Genomic DNA, 25,225 nt, shown 5'->3' with positions numbered 1-25,225 from the left:
CAGGCTGTAGTACCTCGCGGTCAGATGACGCCGAGCCGGACACCCAACTCGATACAAGGGCCTTTCCTCTGGGTTCGAATCATGGTCCCGACGGTCTCTCGCACACCGGCGTGCATCCGTGTTGCCTGTGGGGCCAGCCGCTCCGCTGTCAGGAACGCCTCCAGAGCGCGTTCGCGGTTGCCGTTGTAGAAGTGGGCACGGCCTACGTCGATGTGGTGATGGCTGCGGCGCTCCGGGCTGTAGTCGGCCGGCAGCTTCACGCGGGAGGCGCGGTCCACGGCCTCCCTGCCCCGCCCCAGCTCGACGGGCAGGCTGACTCCCCAGATGGCCACGTTCGTCGGGCCGAACTGCAGTTGCCAGTCGTTCCGGTCCTCGCCCAGTTCCTCGGCGACCCCTCGCGCCCGGGTCCAGTGCCCCTCCGCTGCCCGGCCGTCCCCCGCGCGGGCGTGGTTCAGCGAGGCCTTCAGTTCGAAGGCTCCCCTCAAGGACACCGCCTCGGGTCCTGGGTCCCGCACGGTCCCGAGCTGTGACAGCGCATGGTCGATGATGGCCCCGGCCTCGTCGTGCTCGCCGATACTCAGGAACTCTCCGGCGTCGTACCAGTGGGAGGCCAGCACCCTCAAGGGGTCGCCGGTCTCCCGGGCGGACCACACCACCCGTTCGGTCGCGAGTGTGGCGTCCGAGACGTGGCCCAGCTTGTACAGGTACTGCATCGCGCATTCGTACGCCGATGCCAGCAGGCCGTACACCGTGCGCCGGTCGTCGCCCTCGCGCACTTCTGCCGCCACCTGCAAATCACGCAGCAGTGCGGGGAGTTCGCCTCCGGAGCGGGCGAATGCCGCAGCGTGACGGTGACGGTTGGCTACGACTGTGCGTTTCCTCAGCTCAGCGAGGTCGACCTCGCTGACCTCGAGTTCAGTGGGCCGGGCCGGGCGACCGTGGCGCAGCAGGGCGCGGCGCACGGCTGCGACCGCGGCGACTGCGGCTTGCCCGTCCCGATCGGAACCCTGAGGGACGACCGGACCTCCGGTGATCTCCGTGGGATGGCAGTCGAGGGCCCGGCACATCGCGAGGACAACAGCGGGCCGGTCGAGGGCCCGGCGGCCCTGCTCGAAGGCGCGGACTGCGGCGAGGGAGTAGCCGGATTCGGTGGCGAGCCGCTGCTGCGTCCAACGGCGCCGCATCCGCAGCCGGGCCAGCCTCTGGCCGTTGCCGTCCCCGGCTCCCTGAGTGTCGCTGTAGTGGGGCATAGTGGCTCCATTCCTAGCGTCACGGGGGAATGTACCCCTGACTCGCAACTGGTCTACGGGGAACGGGCTTACGAGACGGTGACGATGCGGAGGGCGCAGCTCACGGCGCAAGCTTGTGCTACGGGGAACTGACTGCAGTCCACCGCTGCTCTCGGCTTGCACAAGGTCTCGCATGACCGGCACAGAGCCGTGCGTGCAGGAACGAGAGAGACGTTGGCCGCCTCGACTGCCGGAACCGAGCGCCGTACGCGCGCTGGGCGACACCGACAAGGATGGGAGCACCTCCATGAGTCCTCACGATGGACTGAGGTCCGGACAGTTCATCGGGGATGACGGCGGCGTCCACAGCATGGTGGCTTCGTCGGTCATCGCCGCCGTGCCCGAGGCCAGGGCGGCGGCGGAGCGGTACGGACGAGAGCTGAGCTTCGACTTCCTCGATGACAAGGCCGTCCATGGGTTGCTGTTCCACCGCTGGGAGGACAACCGGCGGGCCCGCGCGATGGGATGCCTTGGCGCCATTCCGCTGTCGGTGTTCTTGCTCGGCGCCTGGCCGTTCTGGGACCTGGTGGCCTCGCAGAAGGCCCGTTCCTTTCAGATCGCCTTCATCTGCGGCGATACGGGCTTGGTGGTCGGGCTGATTCTGGGGCTGTATCTATGGCGGCGCCCCAGTCTGCGGAATCCTTCCCTGCGTAACGTACGGATCCGGGCTCGCCGATACCGCGAGATCGTCGGCATCGCCCGTCGGCGGGGCGCGGACATACCTGCAATGTATCCCTATTACGGGATGTACGCCTCGTCTCGGAAGTTCTTTCCCGACGCCCCGGAACTGCCGTTCCCCGAAAGCGACTTCCCAAGGTGAGTACCAGGCCGGGCACCAGTGACCGTGGGGCCGCCTAGCCGGACAGCGCAAGGTGCACCGTTCATCAGCGAGGGGGCCCGCTGACGGAGGGCACTGCGTCCGCCGTATCCGTCGAGCCGGCCTCCTATTCCCAGTGCAGCGTCCCTGCCACGGTGTCGAAGAGTTCGACCATTTTCGGTGCCACGGACTCCATGGGGGTGGAGAAGGTGAGCGTCAGCCATTTCCGGCTCGCCGGCACCGGGACGTTGTAGGTCACGGTCGTCGTGGCGAGGGTGTTCCCCATCTGCCGTTCAGGATCAGCAGCTTCCGTGCGTTGCTCACGAGCGGCGTCGCCTGCGGCCTCCAGCCGGGTCACTTCCGCCCTTCGGCCTATCTCTCCGAACCGGCGCACGAGGTCGTGCGCGGTACGGCATCCGGGCCAGCCCTCCGGCAGCAGGCTGACCAGCAGCGAGGAGGCCAGCGGCAGTCCGCGGACCGTCAGCAGGGAAATGTACAGCTCGACACCGCCTGCTCGATACGCCGCCTTCGCCTGCTTCTGGAGGTCCCGCATCAAGCGTTCCTTGAGCACCGGCGCATGGTCGACACCGGTGAACTGCCGGTCGGCCAGGGCGATGATGCCCCGGTCCCGCTCCTTGGGATCCAGAGGGAGTTGGAACCACCCAGCGGGAACGAAGATCGTGTAGTCACTCGGCGGCGTGGTCCACTCCGTCTTCAATGCCATGTCAGGGCTTTTCCGGCTCGGTACCGGTGCCGTCATCCGCTCCCGGCGGGACGGGCACCAGGTGCATGGTGGGCATCAGCTCGTCGACGAGAGCGGTCAGCTCGTCGGAGCGGTGCATGGCCAACCAGTCGACATCGATGACAATGACCTCATCCTGACCCGTCGGCCAGACCGCGTAGCGCACTGTCTCGGAGAGCCGACGGCCGAAACCGAAGCGACGCTTCTCCTCAAGGACTGCCTGCACGCGCACCGCATGTCCAACAGGCAACTGGAGTTCGGTCACCTCCGGCGTGCTCTTCGGCTTCGCGTTTCCCCAGTCCAGCAGTTGCGAACGCCACTCGTCGGGCGACGGCCGCTGCACACCGTCCTCCCCGTAGCAGTTGCCCACCATCTCAGCGAGGAATTCACCGCCCACGCTGTAGACGGCACAGGCCATGGAGGGGTCCTCCTTGTTGAGGCTCATGGCCAGATCCGCGAGTTCCTGATGCAGGTGAGATTTCCCCACCAGCAACTCCAATGGATTGAAATGATCCACAAGGTCAGCGGCGATCCGTTCCGCTTCTTCCCTGGTTCCCTCGTGCAGGGTCAGCCCCAGCCAGTTCCCATCAAAGTCGAAGTCCACAACATATTCACCCTTGGGATCGGACATCCGACCGGCCACCGCTTCCACTGGTCTCCACTCTCGCTTCTCAATGGACCTCATCGATAAACAACCCGCCCGCCGTGATACCTGACCCCACCGCAGTCATCCCCGCAGCTCTGCGCGTCAATTTGTTCACGGCGTCGTACTCCCCGAGAGACCTGCCCAGATGCTTCACTTCCTTGAGGTCCGAGGCAACCGAGGCGTCGGCGAGCGAGACGGACTTGAACATGCCCTTGATTCCACTCCCGCCCCCACGGTTCTTCAACTCACGCCATGCCTGGCCGTATCCGCCCTTGAAGCCGTCCTTCCAAGTGGAGCCTTTGAAGGGGTCGGTGATGGGCTCTCGCAGAGACTTGCTGATATCCCCCTTCTCAAAGCGATTGGACCGTGTGAGCTGCCGGTTGAAAGCCTTGCGATTTCGCTTCCACTGGCGTGGAGTGGACCGGCCATTCTTGACCAGACGCATCCTGCGGAGAGTGGAGGAGACATACCTTCCGGCCACCTTGGAGAACGCCTTACCGGCCCCCATCGCCAGCAGGCCGACGGCCGACCAGGCCAGTTCCGTCCACGATTCGTCACCCATGCCGACCTGGATCGCCGTGCAGGCGATGTTCACCAGCGTGGCGATCATCGAGATCGCCCCCAGCAGCCCCGCCAAGCCCTGACCGATGACGGGGATCCAACCGACTGCGAGGGCAGCGATTCCGGCCCACTTGGAGATGGCCTCGGTCCAGTCCGCCAATCCGTCGACGAAGGCTGCGAAGTCATCCCAGAAGCCGTCTTTCAGGGAGTCGTCCGAGATAGCGTCGTCAATGGCGTCGCGGGCCTTCTTCGCGGCGGCGTCGCGGATCTCCTTCGCCTTGCGGAGCTTCTCCTCGGCCGCCTCCAGGGACTTTCCGGCGCTCTTCTCCCGTTCCTCCAGGGCGGACTTCCGGTCCTTGTCGTCCTTCCCGGAGAGCCCGTCCAGCCCCTTGGTCGCGGACTTCTTGTCCGCTTCGGCGTCCTGGGCGTCACGGCGGGCGATCTCGGCGATCCGCTGTGCCCGCCGGAGTTCGGTGACGTACGCCCCGGCAGGTGCGGTCGCGTTCGCTTCGTAGTCGTTGCCGTGATCCACGATGCGGTCGCCGATGGCGTCAGCCGCCGTCTCGTACCGCTTGTGTGCGTCTTCGAGCCTGCCCCGGCACTTCTTGGCCTTCTCGCGGAACTCCTTGCCCGCGTCGCTGTCCCAGGAATCCACTTCGGCCGCCGCCTTGAGGTGACGGACCTGCCGTTCCAGCTCGTCGGCCGTCCTGCGTAATGTGCGCCCGAGCTCCTCCAGCCGGTCCGGGTCACCGGGGATCGGGTCGGTGTCCGCCAGGGGCTGCCAGTCACGCGGTCGCGCCGAGCCCATCAGGACTTCTTCTGCTTGTCCGAGTCGCGGAGGGCTTTGGCCAACGCGCTGTCCACGCCGTCATAGGCCTTGGCAGCACCCTTGGCGATGTCGGCTAAGCCCTTGATCTCCTCAGCGAGCTCTTCGCGATGGTGTTCCCAGTTCCCCACGAAGTCACCGAACTGCCAGGCGAGATCGTGCTCGCCGAAGTCGTCCTCGTACTGCCCCTTCAGCTTGGACAGGCCGTCGAACGCACTCTTGATTCTGCCGAGCCCCACACCCATCTCGCGGATCACGTTCAGATCGTCGATCCTCGTGTTCTCGCCCACTGTCCGGTTTCCCCCTACGCGTCGTGAGTGCCTCGGCGTGACTCCCCTCGGACACACTCCCGCCGACCCCGTCGCACACTGCGTTGCGCTGCGAGGCCCCTGCGCCCGCTCGCGAAATCCGCCGCTCGGCTGACAATGTCGTTCCACAGCGTACAGATCATGACCCAACTGCCTATGGAATAAGGCGAGTTGCGCATATGCCCCGCGCTCACCGGAGGGCTCGCCGCAGCCCTTCGGCAGGCGTGCCGACTGCCGGGTGCGGCCCTCGCGCGGCCCGGGCGAGTCGCCGCTCACCACCTCGCGTGCATCTGCCGGAAGTCCTCCAGCTCCCCCCGCGTCGGCGGGTTCGCGCCCGGGCGGGTGCAGGTGAGGGCGGCCGTGGTGGCGGCCAGGTCCAGGAGGGCCGCCAGCTCGTCCGGGCCCAGGGTGCGCAGGGAGGCCGGCGCGTCGTCGCTCGTCCCGCCCAGGAGCTCCGCCCCGTCGAGCCAGTGCAGCATGCCGGCTGTGAAGGCGTCCCCCGCCCCCACGGTGTCCGCGACCGTGATCGACGGGGCCGGGCGGCGGACCGTGTGGGTCGCCGTGACGGCCAGGCTGCCCGCGCCGCCCAGGGTGACCACGACCAGCGCCGGGCCGGTGCGCTGCCAGCGGCGGGCGACGGCGGTGACGTCCTGTTCCGGGTACAGCCAGGCCACGTCCTCCTCGCTGACCTTCACGATGTCGGCGAGCGCCACCTGGCGTTCGATGCGCGCGCGGGCCGTGTCGCGGGCGGGCAGCAGTGCCGGGCGGACGTTGGGGTCGAGGCTGATGGTGATGCCGCGGGCCTCGGCGCGGGTGCGGGTGAGGAGTTCCTCGATCGCCTCGGCCCCGGGGTCGAGGGCCGTGGCGAGCGAACCGGTATGCAGACAGCGGGTGCCGGTGGGGAGGTCCGGCGGGGCGGGGAGATCCCAGGTGACGCGGAAGTCGTAGCGCGCCGCGCCCTGTGCGTCGAGGAAGGCGGTGGCCGTGCTGGTGGCGGTGGCCGGCCCCGGCGCGACCGTCACCGGGACCGCGGAGGCCGCCAGGTGGTCGCGGAGCAGCCGGCCGTTCGCGTCCTCGCCCAGCTGGGTGATCAGGGTGACGGGCGCGCCGAGGCGGGCGAGGCCGACGGCGACGTTGGCCGGGGAGCCTCCGGGGTGGTCCACGGCGGATCCCCGGGCCCCGGCGACGGGGCGGTCCACGGCGGCCGCCCGCGCCCCGGCGGCGAGGTCGTCGACAGCGGTCGGACCGCCCTCGGCCACCGGGTCACCGGCTGCGGACCGGCCACCGGCCGCGCCACCGGCCCCGCCCCCGGCCGCGACCGCCGAAGAGAGCGGCTCCGGCAGCGGGGCGGCGGCGTACACCCGGTCGACGAGGCTCTCGCCGATGACAGTGATCATCTGGTCTCCGTGGCTGGGGAGGGAGTGGGCGGCTACGAGTGGCGCCCTATGACTGTTGTGTGCCTGAGCAGTGGCCGGGCGCCGAGCCCCATGGCCGGTGGAGCACGGTCCCCGGACGGCCGGTGCGGCGCCCCCGGCAGGGAAGCACTCCGGCCACCCCATCGCACCCTGGCGGATGCCCCCGTCCCTGGGAACCCCGCCACCCCGACGAGCACATCCGACGAGCACATCCGACGAGCACGTCCGACGAGCACCCCGACCAGCCTCCCGGCCCCGGGCACCGTCGGGGAGACGGACGGAGCCCGGCCCAGGGGCGCCCGGGCGGAGGGACGGCCCGCACGGAGCGGAGGGGACTGCCTGCACACAACGGCACCGTTGCCACGGAACGATAGGTCCACCCAAAACTTCTCGCAAGATGTGTTAACAGTGGCGAGGTTTTCTGCTAACAATGTGGCCCGTCAGAGTTCGCCCCGCCGACTCCCCCGGGACGCACCCCATGCTCTCTCCCCCTCCCTCCCCTCCATCCCGCCCTCCCGTGGCGTCGCCCAGCCGCCGCGCCCTGCTCCGCGGCGGCGCCGCTGCCGGGGCGGCCGGGCTGCTGTCCGCCTGCGGCGGCCGGCGGGACGCGGTCGTCCACGCCGACGCCGGATCCTGGCGGCGGTACGCCGGCACCACCCTGAACTTCGTCTCCGAGAACACCGCCCCCACCGCGGCGATCGTGGCCGGGCTGCGGCCGTTCACCGAGCTCACCGGGATCCGCGTCAACATCGTCACGCTGGAGCTGTCCGCGCTCGCCCAGAAGGTCGCGCTGGACTTCGCCTCCGGCAACGGCGAGTACGACGTGGTGTACGCGGACCCGTACCTGGTGCTGGCCCCGTACGCGCCCGCCTTCGCCGACCTGCGGGAGTTCCAGGACGATCCGGCGCTCCCGCGGCTCACCGGGGGCTTCGAGGACTTCGTCCCCAGCCATCTGGAGGCCGCCGGGCGCTTCGAGGACCCCGGGAAGGTGCTCGCGCTGCCGTACGACTGCCCGACGATGGTCTGGCAGTACCGGGCCGACCTGTTCGCCGAGCACCGCCACCGGATGGCGGACGACCTCGGGTTCGACCCCATGCCGTCGGACGACACGACGTGGGAGCAGTACTACGCGATCGCCGAGTGGTTCAACGACCGCACCGACGACGTGCGGTACGGCACCGGGCACCAGGCCAAGCAGCACGACGCCCTGATGTGCGACTTCTCCAACCTCCTCTGGTCCTGGGGCGGTGACTACTTCGACGACGGGGAGCGGGTGGGCCGGCTCGGCACCACCGACCCCGGGCCCTGCCGGCTGCGGTCGGACGCGGCCGTCGCCGGCGCCGAGTTCTACGAGCGGCTGCTGCGGATCGCCGACCCCGCGTCCCGCACCTGGGACTGGGACGGCGTCGGGGCCGGATTCCGGGCGGGCCGCTTCGCGATGTGCCCCAACTGGCACGAGTACGCGGCCGCCAACGAGGCCGCCATGCCCGGCAAGGTCGGCTACGCGCGACTGCCGAAGGGACCGGCCCGCTCCGCCGGGATGTACGGCGGCACCGGGATCGCGGTCTCGAACATCGTCCCGGCGGAACGGCGCCGGGCGGCCTGGCTGTTCCTCGCCTGGGCCACGGCGCCCCGCACCCAGCGGGCGGGCCTGGCCAGCGCGGCCGGCGGCGGCACACCGACCCGTACCTCGGTCTACGGCCACCCGCGGGTCGCCGCCGCCGAGCACCGGCCCTCCGCGATGCCCAACATGCTCTCCTCCCGGGCGGTGCGCACCACCTGGCGGCCGGAGAACATCGGGCTGCGCCCCAAGATCCCCATGTGGGGCGAGTGCGACACCGCCCTCTACACCGAGGTCTCCCGGATGCTCGCCGGTGACGCCTCACCGGCCGCGGCGATGCGGTCGGCCGCCGACCGGATCGACCGGATCGTCTCCCGAGGGTGGGTGGGCTGACATGGGTCTCTCCCTGAACTCCCCCGCCCGCACCGGCGGAACCCGTCCGACCGGAAGCCGCCCCACCGGAGCCCGTCCCGCCGGTACACGTCGCCTGCCGCTCCCCGGCTTCGCCGGACGGATGATGGCACCCGGACTGCTGGTGCTCGCCGCCGTATCGATCCTGCCGTTCGTGGCCGTGGTGGCGATGAGCTTCTCCCGGGTGCACATCCTCGGCGGGCTGCGGCTGGAGGGGGTCGGCGCGGCCAACTGGGCGCGGCTGTTCACCGATCCGGACACCGCCTGGGCGTGGGGCCGCGCCATCGCGTACTTCACGCTCACCGTGGGCGGCGAGATGGTGCTCGGCACCGCGCTCGCCATCTGCCTCTGGCGGCTGCGACGCGGCCGGAACGCGCTGCTGGGCCTGCTGCTGCTCCCGATGTTCGTGGCTCCGGTCATCGTCGGACTGCTCGGCCGATTCCTGACCGACTCCACGTTCGGGCTGGCCACCTGGCTGCTGCGGCTCGTCGGCCACCAGGGCGATGTGATGGCCGGCCGGGGCACCGCGTTCGCCGCCGTGACCCTGCTGGACATCTGGGAGTGGACCCCGCTGGTGGCGATGATCGCCCTGGCCGGGCTCACCTCGGTGCCCGCCGCGGTGCTGGAGGCGGCGGCGCTCGACGGCGCGGGCCTGCTGCGCACGCTGCGCCACATCGTGCTGCCCGCCATCGCCCCGGTCCTGCTGGTCGCGCTGCTCATCCGGTCCATGGACGCGCTGCGCTACTTCGACATCATCTGGAACACCACCGGCGGCGGGCCCGCCGACGCCACCCGGACCGCGTCCGTGCAGCTCTACCAGACCGCGTTCCGCTTCTTCGACTTCGGCTACGCGGCCGTGGCGGGCCTGCTGATGCTGGCCGTGACCACCGTGGCCGCCCGCTGGTTCGTCCGTCTCCTCGACCGGAAGGGGCCGGCATGACCGCCTCCGCCGCGGGACCGCTGGAGCGCGGCACCCGCACCTCGCGCACCACCGTCCGGATCGTCGTCGCCGTCGCCCTGGTGTGGACGCTGGTCCCGCTGGGCTGGATGTTCCTGTCCTCGGTCAAGCCGACGGCCGCCGTCACCTCCGCCACCCCGGACGTGTGGTTCGCCCCGACCCTGGACAACTACCGGCAGCTGTTCACCGGCGCCAACAACCTCTGGCCGTACCTGAACAACAGCCTGGTCGCGGCCGGTACGTCCGCACTGCTGGCCACCGCCCTCGGGGCGCTCGGCGGCTACGGGCTGTCCCGCACCCGGATGCGCGGCAAGCACCATCTGTCGTTCTGGATCATCTCGACCCGGATGGCGCCGGCCGCGGTCGTGGTGCTGCCGCTCTTCCTGATCTTCCGGTACGCCGGGCTGATCGACACCCTGCCCGGCCTGGTGCTGGCGTATCTGAGCTTCGATCTGCCCTTCGCCATCTGGCTGTTGCACGCGTTCTTCGCCCAGGTCCCGCCCGCGCTGGAGGAGTCCGCGCAGGTCGCGGGCTGTACCCCGTGGCAGGCGTTCCGGCATGTGATCCTGCCGCTGACCCGGCCCGGGCTGGTCACCACGTTCGTGCTGTGCCTGGTCTTCTCCTGGAACGACTACGCCTTCGCGCTGGTGCTCAGCGGACCGCACACCCAGACGCTGCCCCTCGCCGCCGGACAGCTGGTCACCCAGACCGGCATCGACTGGGGGCAGCTGACCGCCATCGGAACCGTCGTGGTGGTCCCGATGATGCTCGTCGGCCTCGCCGTACGCCGGTGGCTCGTCACCGGCCTGACCATGGGAGCTGTGACCGGAGAATGAGCACCGAACCGAGGAACGCCCTGCCCCCGGACCTCCCCGACGGCATGCGCGCCGCGGTCCTCCGGTCGCCGCGCGAGCTGGTGGTGGAGGAGCGCCCGGTGCCGCACCCGGGGCCCGGCCAGGTCCTGGTGCGGGTGGAGGCGGTCGGCATCTGCGGCTCCGACGTGCACTACTACGAGCAGGGCCGGATCGGGGACTTCGTGGTCCGCGCCCCGCTGGTGCTGGGCCACGAACCGAGCGGGACGGTGGTCGCCCTCGGCCCGGGCGCCACCCGCCACCGGCCCGGACAGCTGGTGTCGATCGAGCCCGGCGTGCCGTGCGGGGGCTGCCGGCAGTGCCGGCACGGCCGCTACAACCTCTGCCCTGAGGTGTCCTTCTACGCGACGCCGCCGGTCGACGGGGCGCTGTGCGAGTACGTCGCCGTCGACGAGGACTTCGCCCACCCCGTCCCGGCCGGGCTCGGCGCCGACGCGGCCGCGCTGCTGGAGCCGCTGTCCGTCGGGGTGTGGGCCTGCCGCAAGGGCCGGGTCACCGCCGGATCGCGGGTGCTGGTCACCGGTGCCGGGCCGATCGGACTGGTGGCGGCCCAGACGGCGCGCGCCTTCGGCGCCACCGAGGTGGTGGTCACCGACATCGCACCGCACCGGCTGGACCTGGCCCGGGAGTTGGGGGCCACCGGCACCGTGGACGTCCGGGGGACCCGGCTCGCCGACACCGGCTTCGAGCCGGACGTGCTGCTGGAGTGCTCCGGGGTGCCCGCCGTCGCCGACGAGGGCATCCGCACCGTCGGCCGGGCCGGGCGGGCGGTGCTGGTCGGCATGGGCGGTGACGCGATCCCGCTGCCGCTGGCGCATGTGCAAAACTTCGAGATCGAGGTCACGGGCACCTTCCGGTACGCCAACACCTGGCCGACGGCGATCGCGCTGGCCGCCTCCGGCGAGGTGCGGCTCGACCGGCTGGCGACCCACCGGTACGGCCTGGAGGAAGCCGAGCGGGCGCTCACCGCCGGTGTCCGCGACCGCACCGCGATCAAGGCCCTGGTGTGTCCGCAGCGCAGCTGACGGCCGGGGATCACGAGGAAGGGAGGGGCCCGTTGCCTGCCAAGGCACGGCTGTCGCAGGCCGCCGTCGAAGAGCGGCGGCAGGCCGTCCTGCGCCGTGTCGTCGACGAGGGCGAGGCCCGCATCGACGATCTCGCCGCCCGCTTCGACGTCAGCCTGATGACGATGCACCGCGACCTCGACGACCTCGCCGGACGGGATCTGCTGCGCAAGGAGCGCGGCCGGGCCGTCGCGTTCCCCGCGCTCACCATGGAGACCGCCACCCGGTTCCGCGAGGGCGCGGGTCTGGCCGCCAAGAACGCGCTGTGCGCCGCCGCGGCCGGCCGCATCGCGCCGGGCAGCACGGTGCTGATGGACGACTCCACCACGCTCTATCCGCTGGCCGACACCCTGGCCCGGCTCGACCGGCTCACGGTGATCACCAACTCGGTCGGTGTGGCCCAGCGGGTGGGGTCCGCGCCCGGCGTCGACGTCACCCTGCTCGGCGGCCGCTACAACGGCGAGTTCAACTCCTGCACCGGGCCGGACGTCACCCGCGCCCTCTCCCGCATCCGCGCCGACGTGGCCCTGATGTCGGCCACGGCTGTGCTGGAGGGCCGGCTCTTCCATCCGCTGCGGGAGTACGTCGAGGTCAAGGAGGCGATGCTGGCCTCCGCGGACGGGGCGCTGCTCCTCGTCGACCACTCGAAGTTCGGCAAGACGGCGACCCACGAGTACGGCACGGCCGCCGCGTACCGGGCGGTCATCACCGACACCGGCACGCCGGACCAGGAGGTCGCGGCGCTCCGGGAGTTCGGCGTCCCGGTGGAGACCGTGGAGCCGACGGACGCGGGCTGACCCCGGCCCGGTAACGGCGCGGCGTCACAGGCGGACCGTACGGCGCACGGACCGCCGGGCGCCTTCCGCTCCACCAGGAACGGAAAGAAGGGGCCCGGCCCGCAGGGACTGACGCTGTTGGCCAACAGCGTCCGCAGGGACTCGTCCGGCCCGCACCCGTGTGCCCACGAGAAGCGGGCAGGTCAGGGCGTCCCCGGGACGATGCCGGTGCTGATGGCCCCCGGGTCCCAGTGCGTGTTCCCGGGGACGTGGCAGTGGCCGAAGTGCCCGCCCTGCCCCTGCCAGACGGCGCGCGGGCGGGGCATCGGGGAGGTCTCGGTGGGCACCGGCTCACCGGCGGGCCAGTTGTCGGGGATGCCGTGCGCCCGCATCGCGGCGAGCAGCTTCCGGAAGTTCGGCTTCGAGGCCGGGTCGAAGTTGTCGGTGAAGGGCTCCGCGGCGTGGCCGAGCACCTCGACCTGGACGCACACCAGCCCTTCGCGGTTGGTGCGGCGCGTGCCGTCGTTCCGCAGCGCCCGCGCGCTCAGGCTCATCGGGCCGAACTGGCCGATCTTGTCCGTCACCGGGTCGTAGATGACCTGCGGCTCGGAGGCCACGCTGATCAGGAAGTTGGCCATCGAGGTGAAGAAGTTGGCCCCGGCCGGCGACTCGGTGGTGTGCCAGACCGCGCGGGGCGGGTTCTCCGGGTGGTCCATGGCGCCGCCGATGGCCTGGCCGCCGAACCGGACCGCGCCCTCCACGTAGTCGGGCCCGGTGGCCGCGCGGGGCGCCGGGTACGCGCCCTCTTCCGCATCCGTGCGCTCCCGGTGGGTCGTCCGCTCGGCTCCGGCCTGCCGCCCCGCCCCGGCTCCCCCGGAGGCGGCGGGCGGATCGACCGGGACGTACCAGTCGAGGTTGCCGTCGTCGCGCAGCACGAACATCACGCCGGGCTGCTCGGGGTGGTCCCGGACGTGCCGCGGGGCGCCGGCGAGCTCGGCGTGGGCACGGACCGCGTCGACGTGGTCCCCGTCGACGGTGCCGCAGTAGGTGACGGTCCGGTCCGCGTGGACGACGGCCGCGTGGAACGTGGTCATGGACGGGTCCCATCGGTGCAGGATCAACCGGAGGCGAGAAGCGGGGGTCCTTGTAGTCGTCACCGCCGGTGCGCGGCGGCAACCCGGAGCGGACCCGACACCGCCCGTTCGGGCGAGCGGCCCGGCGGCGCGCGAGGGCCCGCACGGGGGCCCGACCGGCGGCCACAGGGCGCATATCACAGTGCACGATGCGCACGATTGTCCGACCGTGCCCCTACTCTGGATACATGTCCGACTCACCGAGCCCTGGTTCCGTGCTGCCTTCTGCCGCCGAGGCGAACGCCGCGATCCGCGCGTTCCTCGCTCAGCGCTCGGGCCGTCCGCTGTGGCCCGAGGAGCGCGAGCGGTACGAGCGGCTGCGCGCCGAGTGGAACGCCGCGGTGCGGCGCGAGATCGAGCGGGCCGCCTGACGGCCGCCCGCCGGGCCCCGGGCGCCGCTCCGGGGCCTGCCACCGGGCCCGCGGCCTGCGCCGTACCGGGCGCTGCCCCCGCCGTACCGGTCCTCCGGGCCCGTTGTCCACAGGGCGCCGGACCGCCCTCGCCACCCTCCTAGACTGAACCGATGACCAGCCCCGAGCACCGTCCCGAGATGAGCGACGCGACCCAGGTACTGCAGCGCGTCTTCGGCTACGACTCGTTCCGGGGAGGGCAGCAGGAGATCATCGAGCATGTCGCCGCCGGCGGCGACGCCCTCGTGCTCATGCCGACCGGCGGCGGCAAGTCGCTCTGCTACCAGATCCCCGCCCTCGTCCGGGACGGCGTGGGCGTGGTGATCTCCCCGCTGATCGCGCTCATGCAGGACCAGGTCGACGCGCTGCGGGCGCTCGGCGTGCGGGCGGGGTTCCTCAACTCCACGCAGGACCTGGAGGAACGGCGGCTGGTCGAGGCCGAGTTCCTCGCCGGCGAGCTGGACCTGCTCTATCTCGCGCCGGAGCGGCTGCGGGTGGAGTCCACCCTGCGGCTGCTCGAGCGCGGCCGGATCTCGCTGTTCGCGATCGACGAGGCGCACTGCGTGGCGCAGTGGGGGCACGACTTCCGGCCCGACTACCTGGCCCTGTCCGCGCTGCACGAGCGCTGGCCCACGGTGCCCCGGATCGCGCTGACGGCGACCGCCACCGAGGCCACCCACGCGGAGATCACCTCCCGGCTCGGCCTCCAGGACGCCCGGCACTTCGTGGCGAGCTTCGACCGGCCCAACATCCAGTACCGCATCGTGCCCAAGGACGAGCCGAAGCGGCAGCTGCTGGCCCTGCTGCGCACCGAGCACCCGGGCGACGCCGGCATCGTCTACTGCCTGTCCCGGTCCTCCGTGGAGAAGACCGCCGAGTTCCTGGTGAAGAACGGCATCGAGGCCCTGCCGTACCACGCCGGGCTGGACGCGCGGACCCGCGCCGAGAACCAGGCGCGCTTCCTCCGCGAGGACGGCGTGGTCGTGGTCGCGACCATCGCGTTCGGCATGGGCATCGACAAGCCGGACGTGCGGTTCGTCGCCCACCTCGACCTGCCCAAGTCCGTCGAGGGCTACTACCAGGAGACGGGCCGGGCCGGGCGGGACGGCCTGCCGTCGACGGCCTGGCTGGCGTACGGCCTGCAGGACGTGGTGCAGCAGCGGAGGATGATCGACACCTCCGAGGGCGACGCGGCCCACCGCCGCCGGCTCGCGGACCACCTGGACGCCATGCTGGCGCTCTGCGAGACCGTCGAGTGCCGCCGGATCCGGCTGCTCGACTACTTCGGCGAGAAGAGCGAGGCCTGCGGCAACTGCGACACCTGTCTGACCCCGCCGACGACCTGGGACGGCACGGTCCCGGCGCAGAAGCTGCTGTCCACGGTGGTCCGGCTGGACCGCGAGCGGCGGGGCCAGAAGTTCGGCTCGGGCCAGATCATCGACATCCTGCTGGGCAAGAAGACCGCCAAGGTCATCCAGCACGACCACGACTCGCTGAAGACCTTCGGCATCGGCGCCGACCTCGGCACCGCGGAATGGCGCGCGGTGGTGCGCCAGTTGCTGGCCCAGGGGCTGCTCACGGTGGAGGGCGAGTACAACACCCTGGTGCTCACCGAGGCCAGCGCCGAGGTGCTGGGCGGCCGGCGGGAGGTGCCGATGCGGCGCGACCCGGAACGGGCCCCGCGGGCGGCCAGGTCCGGCACGTCCTCCTCCCGGCGGGCCGCGCCGGTCGATCTGCCCGAGGAGGCCGTGCCGGTCTTCGAGCTGCTGCGCGCCTGGCGGGCGGCGACCGCGAAGGAGCAGGGCGTCCCGGCGTATGTGATCTTCCACGACGCCACGCTGCGCGAGATCGCGACCGCGCTGCCCACGACGCTCGCGGAGCTCGGGGGGATCAGCGGCGTCGGCGACAACAAGCTGGCCAAGTACGGGCAGTCGGTCCTCGACACCCTGGCCGGCGACGGGGGCGAGGCCCCGGTGGGCTCCGGACCGGCCCCGGACACCCTGCCCGGGGCACCGGACGGCGCACCGGCCGGGGAGGAGTGAGCCCCGGCACCGGGCGCCCCTGACTACTCCCGGCAGGTGACCTTCATCTGGGCGGCCGCGTGGTGGGCGTAGGTGCTGCCGTAGTCGTTCCAGTCCTGGCCGCGGTCGACCAGTTCGACGCCCAGCCGGCCGTCCTTCACCTCGTAGGTGCCGGCGTCGACGTGGTGTCCGCGGTTGAGGGTCTGGTCGATCAGGAAGCTGTCGTACGCGGAGTCCGCTTCGTTGGCGTCGGCGAGCACGTTGTACAGCGTGGGGTCGCCCGCCACATCGCGGCCGTCGGCACTGGTGGGGATGTACACCTCGATCGCGCAGGCGTCGGAGTCCTCGCCCACCGTCCACCACCACAGGGCCCGGTTGCCGCTGTCCTCGGTCGAACTGCCCGACATGGGAACCGCGGAGAACGAGCCGTCGCACGCACCGCCCTCGTAGCCACCCGAGCTGACGGTGTACCAGCCCTCGATGCCGTCGACGTGCCGGCCGTACTCGGCGTAGCCGCCGCCCTCGGGCGCGGTGCAGCCGTGGCCGGCCCAGGCGGAGTAGGTGACCGGGTCCTTCTCCCCCGGCTCCCCCGGTGACTCCTGGCCGGCGTCCGTCGCCGAGGGGCCGGACTCCTCCGCGGCCGGCGGCTCCTCGTCCCCCGGTTCGTCCCCCGACTCACCCGGCGACTCGTCCGAGGGGCCGGAGGACGGCAGGATCAGCGTCGGCTTCGGCGGTTCGCGCAGCTCCGGATCGGCGGCCGAGACGGTGCGCGGTTCGGCGGGACCGGCGACGAGCGTCGAGGACACCACCAGCGCGGTCAGCCCGACGACCCCGGCGAACGTGAGCACGGCCCCCGCGCCGAGGCCCGCCCGGCGCCCCGCTGACAGCGTTGTCCACCGCCCGCGGAGTGTCTCGCGGACGATCCAGGGGTCCGGATTCCGCCGCCCGCCCGCCACATGGCGCCGCGGCCGCACATAGCGGCACGCACAGGGCTTTCCCGACAACGTGTCCTCATGTCCGCCGCATTGCTCACACGCCATCGTTCAGGTCCCCGGGATGTTACTGGTCAGTTAATGCGGACCCACTATGCATGAGGCATGTGCCCAGAGATAGGGGTGCGGCGCATCGGATTCCGATCGTCCGGTCAGCCCCCTTCCATCACGGTCCTCAGGCCTTTGTCCAGGTCTTCGGCCAGCTTCTCCTCGTCCCCGCCGTTGTCCAGCCGGCCGTGCACGAGGGTCTGCACCAGCTCGGTGAAGGCCGCGTAGTACGGGGTCACCGGCCGCGGCCGGGCCCGGCCGAGCGCGTTGCGCAACGCCTCGGTCCAGGGCGGGAGTTCCCGGCTCCCGGCCTCCTCGCCGCCGGCCTCCGGGGCCGCGCTCGCCTGCTCCCCGTCGGCGCCGCCGGTCCGGTCGCCACCGCTCCCGGCGCCCCCGTCCGCACCGGAGGCCGTCCCCTCCTCACCGGACGTGACCTCCTCCCCGGAAGCCGCCTCCTCACCGGACGTCGCCTCGCCGCCGCTCGCCCCGCCGCCCCCGGACAGCGAACAGCGCGGACCGGCCGCCTCGTAGGTCGCCTTCAGCACCGGAGCGAAACCGGCCTCCAACAGGCAGCGCTGCTGCGCCGGCCGCACCAGGAAGTCCAGCAGCCGCCGGGCGTCCTCCGGGTGGGCGCTGTCCCGGGTGACGGCGAGGTTCTGGCCGCCGAGCACCGACGCCCCGTTGGCTTCCCGGCCCGGCAGCGGTACGACACCGAACTTGCCCGCGACCTTCGACCCCTTCGCCGCCAGCACGTTGTACACGTACGGCCAGTTCCGCATGAAGGGGACCTTCTCGTCGCGGAACATCTCCAGGCTGTCGCGCTCGTCGGCGGTGCCGGCCTCCGGCGGCATCAGGCCGTGGAACCGCCGGAAGAGATCGGTCAGCCCCGCCTGGGTGTCCAGGCTGGCCGCCACCACCTCGCCCTTCTTGTCGACGAGTTCGCCACCGGTGGACCAGACGGCCTCCTGGGCGTTCACGGTCAGGCCCTCGTAGGAGTCGAGCTGGGTGGCGTAGCCGTACGGAAAGGTCTGCCTCACCTGCCGGTGGTCCTTGGCGTTGCGCGCGGCGGTGTCCAGTTCCCTCCACGTGGTGGGCGGCCGCCAGGCCGCGTCCTTCCAGATGTCCTTGCGGTAATAGAGCAGCGCGGCATCGGTGTTGAACGGCACCGCCCAGATCCGCTTCCGGAAGCGGACGGTGTCCGCCACCCGGCCCCACATGCCGTGCAGCGGGTCGCCGTCGAGCGGGCGGATCAGGCCGCCCGCGGCGAACTCGGCGGTCCACGGCACATCCAGGTTGACCACGTCGTAGTCGGCGCCGCCGGACTGCAGGGCGGCCACCAGCTGGCTGCGGGCGTCGTCCGCGGCGGCCGGCAGCCGGACGATCTCCACCCGGACATCCGGCTGGGACCGGTCCCAGGCCTCGATCAGCCGCTGCCGCACCGGGCCCTGCGAGACGTCGGAGGCGGTCGCCACCCGCAGCACCCGCTCCTCCCCCGGCGACGGCTTCGGGTCCGGTGCCGCACGGTCCCCGCCGTCGCATCCGGCGCACAGCGTCAGCAGCACCGCCCCCGCCAGCGCCAGCGCGGCATCACGGCTACGGCTACGGCTACGGCCCATCGTCGCTGGCCCCTCCCTGCACCTGGTTGGCCACCTGCTCGGCCAGGGCCTCGGCGGCCTTCTCCGGCCGGCCCGCGTAACAGCCCGCCGAGGCCGGGTTCTCGAACCGGCGGATCCCGGCGGTGCAGCCGTCCAGCCGGACCGACAGCACCAGCACGCCCGTGCTGCCGTCGCGCCCCTGCTCCCGGCCCAGGGCCTGGGCCGCCGCCCCGCCGCTGTCGCCCAGCGGCCGGTCGTCCCCGTCGGTGATGAGCACGATCAGCGGCCGCCGGTCCCCGCGGGTGTCGCGCAGCGCCCGCTCCAGCACCTCGTGGACCGCCGCCCCCTTGGTGACCAGCCGCTTCCTCGGCGACGAGGCCAGCCAGGCCAGGGCCTCGGCCCGGGAGTCCCCCTGGGTGCCGCGCGGGACCTCGGTACGGGCCCGGTCCGGATGCCGCGCCGACTCCGGATAGGTCCGGATCCCGTAGCTGTCCCTCGGGCCCAGGCGTTGCAGGGAGCTGCGCAGCGCGGCGTCGGCCATCGCCAGCTTGTCGCCCTCGGCCATCGACCACGAGACGTCGACGAGGAAGAGGACCTGGCCCGGTTCGCGGGTCTGGGTGTACTCCTCGACGACGGTGTCCGCGGTGCCCCCGTCAGCGGTGCCGGTCACCACCGGCACATCGGCCAGCACCCCGCTGATCTCCGGGTCCTGCCAGGCGTCGCCGCGCGGCGGGGCGGGGCGGCCGTCGGCCCGGGTGCCGCGGACCAGTCCGCGCAGGAACCGGCCGCTGCCCGTGCCCGTGAGCCAGGTGCGGAAGTTCCGGACGGCCGCCGTGCGCCGCGCCGCGTCCCGGGCGCCCTTCCAGCGGACCTCGGCCACCGGCAGGTCGAGGGCGGGCACCCCCGCCGGGTAATAGGCGACCAGCCGGGACTGCTCGTCGGCGGGCCGGCTGTTGTCGCACGCCGAACCCGGGCGGCTGCCGAGGTTGAAGTCGGCGACCGCCTTCTCCGAGACCAGGGCGGCGGCCTTGCCCAGCCGGGGTTCGCCGGGCTTTGGATCGTCGAGGTCGCACAGCAGGCTGTCGGCGTCCGACGCTGGGGCCGTCCGCTGCCGCAGCCGCCGCTCCACGCCCTCGGCATCGCGGTCCGCGCCGCCCGTGAGCCGCCCGTCGCGCGCCTCGTACAGGCCGACGGTGTGCTGGAGCCCGGTGCCGGAGGTGTCCGGGTCGGGGCGGAGCAGCGGCATACCGGGCGCGACCTCCGCCATGGCGTCCAGCAGGTCGTCCCAGCTGCTGCCGGTCCGGTGCACTCCCGCTTCCGTCAGCTTCTTCTCCAGCGCCGCCGGTACCGCGAGGACCAGCGGGGAGTACCCGGCCGGGCCCAGCGGCACCACTTGCGCCGGGCCGTGGTTCCGGGCGATCTGCCCCTGGATGCGGCCGAGTTCGGTGCTCGATCCGGAGACGACGAGGTCCGGCTGCGGGCCGACGTCCTGCAGCGGGTCGGCGCACAGGGCGGCCTCCTCGGCCTGCCCCTCCTCGTCCTGCTCTGCCCCGTCCTGGCCGGCGATCTGCGGTGCCGGGGAGGCGGAGGGGCAGGGTCCGCCGGAGGCGGCGGGGGCCGGCGCCCCGGTGTCCGCGTCCCCGCGCCGCCCGGCCCAGACGCCGGTCGCGCCGAAGGCGCCGACGGTCTCGCCCGTCCCGGCCTCGTAGACGGTGATGTTCGTCCGGCGGCAGTCGCCCCGGGCGCCGTCGTCCGGGCCGAGCGGCACCCGGTTGGCAGGGCTGCGCAGATAGGCGGCGACGGCGTGCCCCACCGCGGCGCGGGTCTCCGGACCGGCCATCAGCCGCAGTTCCAGGGGCGGCAGGCAGCCCGTGGCGCCGTGCCCCGGCCCCGGCCAGGCCAGGTACACCCCCGTCCCGACGGTCAGCAGCAGGGCCAGCGAGCCGGCGACCGCGGCCCGCCGCCTCTCCCCCAGCCACCGGAGCAGCCGCGGCCGGCCGGGCTCGTCCCCGCCGCCGGGCTCCGTGGGCGGACGGGGAGGCCACGGCGGTGGCGCGGGCGGCTGCGGGGACGGCCCGTCGGACGGCGCCGGGTGCGGCACGAAGCGGGAGATGACGATGTCGGGGCCGACGCCGCTGCTGCCGCCCTTCGGGCCCCAGCCGTCGCCGAAGTTCACCGGCCAGTCCTTGGTCGCCCGGTACAGCCGGTCGTACAGCCCCTGCATCGTCAGCGCGCGGCTGTCCCGCCCGGTCTCCTCCATCGCCCGGATGACGGCGTCGGTGAAGCGGCTGCGCGGCGCGCCGTCCCCCGCGTCCACGCCCTCCGACGGCTGGGTCCTGGTGGGCAGCGAGGAGGCCAGGGTGTAGTGCCCGCTCTGCCCGACCGCCCGGCCGTCGATGGCCACCCCGGAGTTGCAGCAGTCGAGGAGGAAGACCGCGTGCCGGAAGTGCATCCGGTTCAGCGTCTTCAGCACGTGCGACCAGGCCACCGCGGTGCCCACCAGGTTGACGTCGAGGTCGGCGTCCGGCGTCATCAGATAGAGCTGGTTGTCGAACGGGTCGCGGTAGCCGTGTCCGACGAAGTAGACGAAGAGCAGATCGGTGGTGGCCTCCGCGACCCGCTTGAGCTCCCGCAGCCACTCCCCCTGGCTGGGCGAGGTGAGGACCGTGATCGCGTCCTCCGGCAGGATCCCGCGGGTCCCGTCCGGCAGCTCGGTCTCGGCCAGCGCGGACGCCAGGTCCCGCAGGTTGCGGTGGACGTACTCCAGCGGATCGAATCCGCCGTCCGCCACGTGGGGCACCCCGACGAGGAATGCCCGCGAGCCCTTACGGTCGGGGACGTGCGCGGTCACGGCTCACGCACCACCGGTCGTACCGGACTCCAGCTCCGCGCCGACCCGCGCCACGATCTCGGGAATCCGGTCGGCCGTGAGGTCGTCCTCGGTGATCCGCACCGGCGGGCGGCCGGCCACCCGTACCGTCACCACGGTCCGGTTGCCGTGGCTGAGCCGCACCCGGCTGCGCAGCCAGCCCATCAGGGCGCCGACCATCGCCCGCACCGGCTCGTCCAGGCTCGACACCGCGGCATGCGCCGCCAGCGCGACCATCAGATCCTCCAGCGCGCCCGCCCGGCCGGGCGCCGACTCCGACTTGAATCTCCAGTGCTGGGCGAAGGACTCGTCGTCCTTCAGCCAGCCGGCGATGCCCTGCAGCTCCCTGCCCGGGTCCGCACTGCCCTCGACACTGATCCGGATGTCCACTCCGCCGCCCCGTCTCCCCCGCGCCCCACCGGACGCACACTGTCCGTTGCCACTGCCTGACGCTCCGCCAAGTCTGTTGGTTCCGGGGCCGGATGGCCAGTGCCGCAGGCAGAAGCCACGGAACCGGGAGTGCGTGACCGGGCGACGGGGCGTCCGGGGGCGGGGAGGGGCGCGCGGCGGGGCGAGGGGCCGGGCAGCGCGCCCTGCGGACCGCTCACCCCCGCCTCCGTGCGGGCGGCGAACTCAGCCCACGTCCGGGCAGGGCGTCCCGCGCGGCAGCTCGTAGGGCGAGGCGATCCGGTAGGTGCCCGCGCGCGGCGCGTGGAGCTCGGTCCACTCGTCCTCCGGCGCCCCGCCCGGGGCCGGCCGGACCGCTCCGGTGAGGCAGCCGTGCAGGTTCGCGAAGCCCCGGCCGTCCGCGTCGGGTTCCGGCGACTCGACCCGGTCGCCCTCCCGGTCGACCAGCCCCAGCCAGGGCGAGTACGGGATCCGGATGAGGACCGGGCCGGCGGAGCGGACGGTGACGGTCAGCTCTCCGGCGTCGGAGTGCCGGACGACGGCGGGCGGGTCGGCCAGCGGCGTCGGGTCCGCCACCCGGTAGAGCTTCCAGTTGCGGTCGGACCAGACCTCGGTCAGATAGGGCAGGCCGGCCCGGACGAGCTTCGCCTCGTCCTGTCCCGCGAAGTCCGGCTCGTCGTGCGACAGCACCACGTACCGCACGGCCCAGCGCTTCAGCCAGGCCCGGTAGCTGTCCCGGGTGAGCGTGCCCTCCTCGTAGAAGAGCGGATTGCGCTCCCGGTCCGCCTGCCGGTTCCAGCCGCGGGCCAGGTTGACGTACGGCGCGAGGGCGGACGCCTCGCGGTGGCTGCGGGCGGGGACCACCTCGACCCGGCCGCGGTCGGCGTCGGACCGGTCCAGCCGGTCGATCAGCGGTGCGACCTCCCGCGCCCAGGACGCGGCCGGCCTGGTGTTGACGACGTCGCTGACGGTCTTGACGGTCTGCCAGACCGTCACGCCCACGACGGCGACGCAGAGTGCGATCCAGCGGCGGGAGCGGTGCGGGGTACGGGGCATCGCCGCCAGGAACACCACCCCCGCGAAGATCAGCGCGAGGCGGGTGACATTGCTGCCGATCTGCGAGTCGACGATCCAGCTGAGCAGTATCCCCAGCGTGTACACGGCCGAACACAGCCGCACCGTCCGCCAGCCCGCGGGGACCAGCAGCACCCCGAGGACGGCGAAGGCGAGCGGCAGCACCACGCTGCCGAAGGTCATCGGCTGGGTTCCGGAGAACGGGAACAGCAGCGCGGACACGCCGACGACCAGCGTCGGCGTCACGCCGAGCGCGTAGGCGGCGGCGCGGCGCCGGTCCAGGAACAGGGCGGCGGCCACCATCCCGAGGAAGAGCCCCGCCACCGGACTGGCCGCGGTCGCCAGCGCCGCCAGCACGGCGGCCGCACCGGCCCGGGTGTACAGCTGCGCACGGGAGCGCCAGGTCCGCGGCCAGGAGAAGACCACGGCCACCGCTCCGAGGGCGAACATCAGGCCGAGGCCGAAGGTCACCCGGCCCGATATGGCGTTGCACACCAGGGCGAACGCACCGGCGAGGGCGGTGGGCAGGGGGTGCTTCACCGCGCCGCAGCGGGTGAGGATCAGCGCCAGCAGCCCGCAGGAGAGGGTCCCGGCGATCATCATCGTGGTGCGCACGCCGAGCACATGCATCAGGTACGGCGAGATCACGCTGTACGAGACCGGGTGCATCCCGCCGTACCAGGCCAGGTTGTAGGCCGAGTCGGGGTGCCGTCCGGCGAACTCCGCCCAGGCGTCCTGGGCGGCGAGGTCGCCGCCGCTGTTGGCGAACAGCAGCAGCCAGGCGATGTGCAGGAGCGTGCCGGCGAGCAGGGTGAGGACGACGGTGCGCGGAAAGAGGCGGCGCAGCAGGGCACCGCGGGGGGCCGGGCGCGGTGTTCGGGCCGGCCGCGCGGCGGGCTCCGGTGCACCGTCCGGTCCGGGGCGGCCCCGGACCGACGGCTCGTCGTGGCCGCGCGGCAGCTCCCGGTCGCCCGGTGCGCCCTCGGTCCGGGGGCCGTTCTCGGTCGTCCGAGTGCCGTTCTCGGTCCGAGTTCCGTTCTCGGTCCGGGGGCCGTCCGTGGCCGGCCCGGCGGCCGGGCTCGCGTCGTGGTGTGCGCCCTCGGTCCGGTCGGCGCCCGGTGCGGCGTCCTCCCCCCGGCGCATGCCGGGCACGGCTATCCGCCCCTTCACGGAGCCGTCGTCCTCGGCCCGTGAGGGCTGCGCGGTCGTCACTGAGACTCTCCCCGTCTTCCCGGCGTCCCGCCCCCGCGATCACGCCACCCGGCTCGGGCGCGGTGCTCCCGGCTGGTCGGGCGGGGACCACACACGGATCGGCGATCGTGACGCTAACACGCGGTACCCGCCGTGCCGGGGACGGCACGGCGTCAGGTGCGCGCTCGGCAGCGGGCGCCCGACGCTCCGAGGGACGCCGTCAGGGACGGGGAGGTTGCTCTCAGGTCCCGGGCTTCCGGCCGTAGACGAAGACGTCGTCGCCCTTCTTCAGCAGGCTCCAGTACTTCTTGGCCTCGCCCTTGCGCATGTTCACGCAGCCGTGGGAGCCCGGCGGGGACCAGACGCTGCCGCTGATCGAGTGGAACGCCTGGCCGCCGTCGAAGAACTGGCTGTACGGCATGGCCACGTTGTAGAGCGTCGACCAGTGGTTGATGTTGCGGTGGTAGATCTTCTTCGCGCCGGTCCGGGTCTCGTACCCGTTGCGCCCGGTGCGCACCGGCACCGGGCCGTACTTCAGCTTCCGGCCGTCCTGGATCCAGCTGAGCTGCCGGGTCAGGTCGACGCAGGCGATGCGGCCCTTGTTCGTGGGGCACTTCCCGGCGGCGTTCGGGTTGCTGCCCGCGGCCTTCTGCTTGTTCATCAGGTCCATCACGCCCCAGGTCACGGGCCCGGCGTAGCCGATGTTGGGGTAGATGCCGTGCTTCGTCTGGAAGCTCCGTATCGCGGCGCAGTCCGCGGACGACTGCCGGCCGTCCACCGGCCGCCCGAGGAACTTCTCCACCTGCTTCTGGTGCGGACCGGCCTGTGTCGAACACGCCGCCGCCTGCGCCGGCGCACTGCCGAGGCCCACGGCCAGCGGCACGACCATGCCCGCCACGCCGAGCGCCGCCCCCACACGGCGCCGTACCGCTCCCACTGCTGATCTCATGTCGACCCTCCCCGGGTGAAGTCCTGACTGCTGAATTGGACAACGCAGGGCGCCCGCCGGTTGCGGTGGACTGTGTCGCAGAAACGTCACAAGGCCCCGGCGACCCGGCCACGCACGCGTCACCCCCTGCGCGCTCAGGCCTTGCTGGTAAGGGTCCGGAGCAGGGTGTCGAGATAACGGTGCTGACCGTCAACCCTTCGCCCGGGCCAGCACGGAACCCAGCAGCTCCACGTTTCCCGCCATCACTCGGTCCCCTCGGTCTCGTCGGCCTCGACGGCGTCCGTCGGGT

At 72.4% G+C, this 25,225-nt stretch carries 21 protein-coding genes; 8 read left to right on the top strand and 13 right to left on the bottom strand.

The window, feature by feature from the left end; genetic code table 11:
• Nucleotides 1-20: 20 nt before the first annotated feature.
• Nucleotides 21-1,250, bottom strand: coding sequence for a helix-turn-helix domain-containing protein (locus tag ABT112_RS05650; RefSeq protein WP_351505914.1), 1,230 nt, complete (start codon nt 1,248-1,250; stop codon nt 21-23).
• Nucleotides 1,251-1,422: 172 nt separating this feature from the next.
• Here ABT112_RS05650 and ABT112_RS05645 point away from each other — a divergent pair, with 172 nt between their 5' ends.
• A complete protein-coding gene (locus tag ABT112_RS05645; RefSeq protein ID WP_351505913.1) occupies nt 1,423-2,109 on the top strand; it encodes a hypothetical protein in 687 nt (228 codons plus the stop codon).
• A gap of 124 nt (nt 2,110-2,233) precedes the next feature.
• Here the strand turns inward: ABT112_RS05645 and ABT112_RS05640 are convergent, their stop codons facing one another.
• The 5 genes from ABT112_RS05640 to ABT112_RS05620 form a co-directional block, all read right to left on the bottom strand.
• The gene (locus ABT112_RS05640; RefSeq protein ID WP_351505911.1) at nt 2,234-2,830 is read right to left on the bottom strand and encodes a hypothetical protein; all 597 of its coding nucleotides are present in this window, start codon (nt 2,828-2,830) and stop codon (nt 2,234-2,236) included.
• Between the two features lies 1 nt (nt 2,831).
• The gene (locus tag ABT112_RS05635) at nt 2,832-3,479 is read right to left on the bottom strand and encodes a hypothetical protein (RefSeq protein ID WP_351505909.1); all 648 of its coding nucleotides are present in this window, start codon (nt 3,477-3,479) and stop codon (nt 2,832-2,834) included.
• A 40-nt stretch (nt 3,480-3,519) separates the two neighbouring features.
• A complete protein-coding gene (locus tag ABT112_RS05630) occupies nt 3,520-4,863 on the bottom strand; it encodes a hypothetical protein (protein ID WP_351505907.1) in 1,344 nt (447 codons plus the stop codon).
• Entirely contained in the window at nt 4,863-5,171 is a 309-nt protein-coding gene (locus ABT112_RS05625; protein ID WP_351505905.1) for a hypothetical protein, read from the bottom strand. The genes ABT112_RS05630 and ABT112_RS05625 overlap by 1 nt, the downstream gene beginning before the upstream one ends.
• A 290-nt stretch (nt 5,172-5,461) precedes the next feature.
• Nucleotides 5,462-6,586, bottom strand: coding sequence for a carbohydrate kinase family protein (locus ABT112_RS05620; protein ID WP_351505903.1), 1,125 nt, complete (start codon nt 6,584-6,586; stop codon nt 5,462-5,464).
• A 535-nt stretch (nt 6,587-7,121) separates the two neighbouring features.
• Here ABT112_RS05620 and ABT112_RS05615 point away from each other — a divergent pair.
• The 5 genes from ABT112_RS05615 to ABT112_RS05595 are packed head-to-tail and all read left to right on the top strand — an operon-like array spanning nt 7,122 to nt 12,267.
• Complete coding sequence (locus ABT112_RS05615; RefSeq protein WP_351505901.1) at nt 7,122-8,558, top strand: extracellular solute-binding protein; 1,437 nt, start codon at nt 7,122-7,124, stop codon at nt 8,556-8,558.
• 1 nt (nt 8,559) lies between these two features.
• Nucleotides 8,560-9,516, top strand: coding sequence for a carbohydrate ABC transporter permease (locus ABT112_RS05610; protein WP_351505900.1), 957 nt, complete (start codon nt 8,560-8,562; stop codon nt 9,514-9,516).
• Nucleotides 9,513-10,370, top strand: a complete 858-nt coding sequence (locus ABT112_RS05605; protein ID WP_351505898.1) for a carbohydrate ABC transporter permease — start codon at nt 9,513-9,515, stop codon at nt 10,368-10,370. Before ABT112_RS05610 ends, ABT112_RS05605 begins: the two co-directional genes overlap by 4 nt.
• A complete protein-coding gene (locus tag ABT112_RS05600; RefSeq protein WP_351505896.1) occupies nt 10,367-11,431 on the top strand; it encodes an NAD(P)-dependent alcohol dehydrogenase in 1,065 nt (354 codons plus the stop codon). Before ABT112_RS05605 ends, ABT112_RS05600 begins: the two co-directional genes overlap by 4 nt.
• 32 nt (nt 11,432-11,463) lie before the next feature.
• On the top strand, nt 11,464-12,267 hold the full coding sequence (locus ABT112_RS05595) for a DeoR/GlpR family DNA-binding transcription regulator (protein WP_351505895.1): 804 nt from the start codon (nt 11,464-11,466) through the stop codon (nt 12,265-12,267).
• 182 nt (nt 12,268-12,449) lie between these two features.
• Here ABT112_RS05595 and ABT112_RS05590 read toward each other — a convergent pair whose 3' ends face one another.
• The gene (locus ABT112_RS05590; RefSeq protein ID WP_351505893.1) at nt 12,450-13,340 is read right to left on the bottom strand and encodes a hypothetical protein; all 891 of its coding nucleotides are present in this window, start codon (nt 13,338-13,340) and stop codon (nt 12,450-12,452) included.
• 227 nt (nt 13,341-13,567) lie between these two features.
• On the opposite strand from ABT112_RS05590, the gene ABT112_RS05585 reads away from it, so the two are divergent.
• Nucleotides 13,568-13,750 carry a hypothetical protein gene (locus ABT112_RS05585; protein WP_351505891.1) on the top strand — a complete coding sequence of 61 codons (183 nt, stop codon included), beginning with the start codon at nt 13,568-13,570 and terminating at the stop codon, nt 13,748-13,750.
• Nucleotides 13,751-13,902: 152 nt separating this feature from the next.
• Nucleotides 13,903-15,831, top strand: a complete 1,929-nt coding sequence (gene recQ / locus ABT112_RS05580) for a DNA helicase RecQ (protein ID WP_351505889.1) — start codon at nt 13,903-13,905, stop codon at nt 15,829-15,831.
• A 23-nt stretch (nt 15,832-15,854) separates the two neighbouring features.
• Here the strand turns inward: recQ and ABT112_RS05575 are convergent, their stop codons facing one another.
• The 6 genes from ABT112_RS05575 to ABT112_RS05550 form a co-directional block, all read right to left on the bottom strand.
• The gene (locus ABT112_RS05575; RefSeq protein ID WP_351505887.1) at nt 15,855-16,658 is read right to left on the bottom strand and encodes an adhesin; all 804 of its coding nucleotides are present in this window, start codon (nt 16,656-16,658) and stop codon (nt 15,855-15,857) included.
• 296 nt (nt 16,659-16,954) lie between these two features.
• On the bottom strand, nt 16,955-18,466 hold the full coding sequence (locus ABT112_RS05570) for an extracellular solute-binding protein (RefSeq protein ID WP_351505886.1): 1,512 nt from the start codon (nt 18,464-18,466) through the stop codon (nt 16,955-16,957).
• Entirely contained in the window at nt 18,456-21,296 is a 2,841-nt protein-coding gene (locus ABT112_RS05565) for a VWA domain-containing protein (protein ID WP_351505884.1), read from the bottom strand. The genes ABT112_RS05570 and ABT112_RS05565 overlap by 11 nt, the downstream gene beginning before the upstream one ends.
• 3 nt (nt 21,297-21,299) lie before the next feature.
• On the bottom strand, nt 21,300-21,704 hold the full coding sequence (locus tag ABT112_RS05560) for an effector-associated constant component EACC1 (RefSeq protein ID WP_351505882.1): 405 nt from the start codon (nt 21,702-21,704) through the stop codon (nt 21,300-21,302).
• Nucleotides 21,705-21,947: 243 nt separating this feature from the next.
• On the bottom strand, nt 21,948-24,008 hold the full coding sequence (locus ABT112_RS05555) for a DUF8823 domain-containing protein (RefSeq protein ID WP_351505880.1): 2,061 nt from the start codon (nt 24,006-24,008) through the stop codon (nt 21,948-21,950).
• A 220-nt stretch (nt 24,009-24,228) separates the two neighbouring features.
• A complete protein-coding gene (locus ABT112_RS05550; protein WP_351506151.1) occupies nt 24,229-24,924 on the bottom strand; it encodes a L,D-transpeptidase family protein in 696 nt (231 codons plus the stop codon).
• Between the last annotated feature and the right edge of the window lie 301 nt (nt 24,925-25,225).

It is taken from the genome of Streptomyces sp. NPDC002055 (genome assembly GCF_040296705.1).
Classification (GTDB): Bacteria; Actinomycetota; Actinomycetes; order Streptomycetales; family Streptomycetaceae; genus Streptomyces.
This window is presented reverse-complemented; position numbering and strand designations above follow the sequence as displayed.

Bases quoted from the DNA above. Each gene is read 5' to 3' on its own strand.
- ABT112_RS05590 (WP_351505893.1), bottom strand. From the start codon at position 13,340: ATGACCACGTTCCACGCGGCCGTCGTCCACGCGGACCGGACCGTCACC.
- ABT112_RS05650 (WP_351505914.1), bottom strand. From the start codon at position 1,250: ATGCCCCACTACAGCGACACTCAGGGAGCCGGGGACGGCAACGGCCAG.
- ABT112_RS05630 (WP_351505907.1), bottom strand. From the start codon at position 4,863: ATGGGCTCGGCGCGACCGCGTGACTGGCAGCCCCTGGCGGACACCGAC.
- ABT112_RS05645 (WP_351505913.1), top strand. From the start codon at position 1,423: ATGACCGGCACAGAGCCGTGCGTGCAGGAACGAGAGAGACGTTGGCCG.
- ABT112_RS05570 (WP_351505886.1), bottom strand. From the start codon at position 18,466: ATGGGCCGTAGCCGTAGCCGTAGCCGTGATGCCGCGCTGGCGCTGGCG.
- ABT112_RS05600 (WP_351505896.1), top strand. From the start codon at position 10,367: ATGAGCACCGAACCGAGGAACGCCCTGCCCCCGGACCTCCCCGACGGC.
- recQ (WP_351505889.1), top strand. From the start codon at position 13,903: ATGACCAGCCCCGAGCACCGTCCCGAGATGAGCGACGCGACCCAGGTA.
- ABT112_RS05605 (WP_351505898.1), top strand. From the start codon at position 9,513: ATGACCGCCTCCGCCGCGGGACCGCTGGAGCGCGGCACCCGCACCTCG.
- ABT112_RS05635 (WP_351505909.1), bottom strand. From the start codon at position 3,479: ATGTCCGATCCCAAGGGTGAATATGTTGTGGACTTCGACTTTGATGGG.
- ABT112_RS05585 (WP_351505891.1), top strand. From the start codon at position 13,568: ATGTCCGACTCACCGAGCCCTGGTTCCGTGCTGCCTTCTGCCGCCGAG.
- ABT112_RS05620 (WP_351505903.1), bottom strand. From the start codon at position 6,586: ATGATCACTGTCATCGGCGAGAGCCTCGTCGACCGGGTGTACGCCGCC.
- ABT112_RS05610 (WP_351505900.1), top strand. From the start codon at position 8,560: ATGGGTCTCTCCCTGAACTCCCCCGCCCGCACCGGCGGAACCCGTCCG.
- ABT112_RS05640 (WP_351505911.1), bottom strand. From the start codon at position 2,830: ATGGCATTGAAGACGGAGTGGACCACGCCGCCGAGTGACTACACGATC.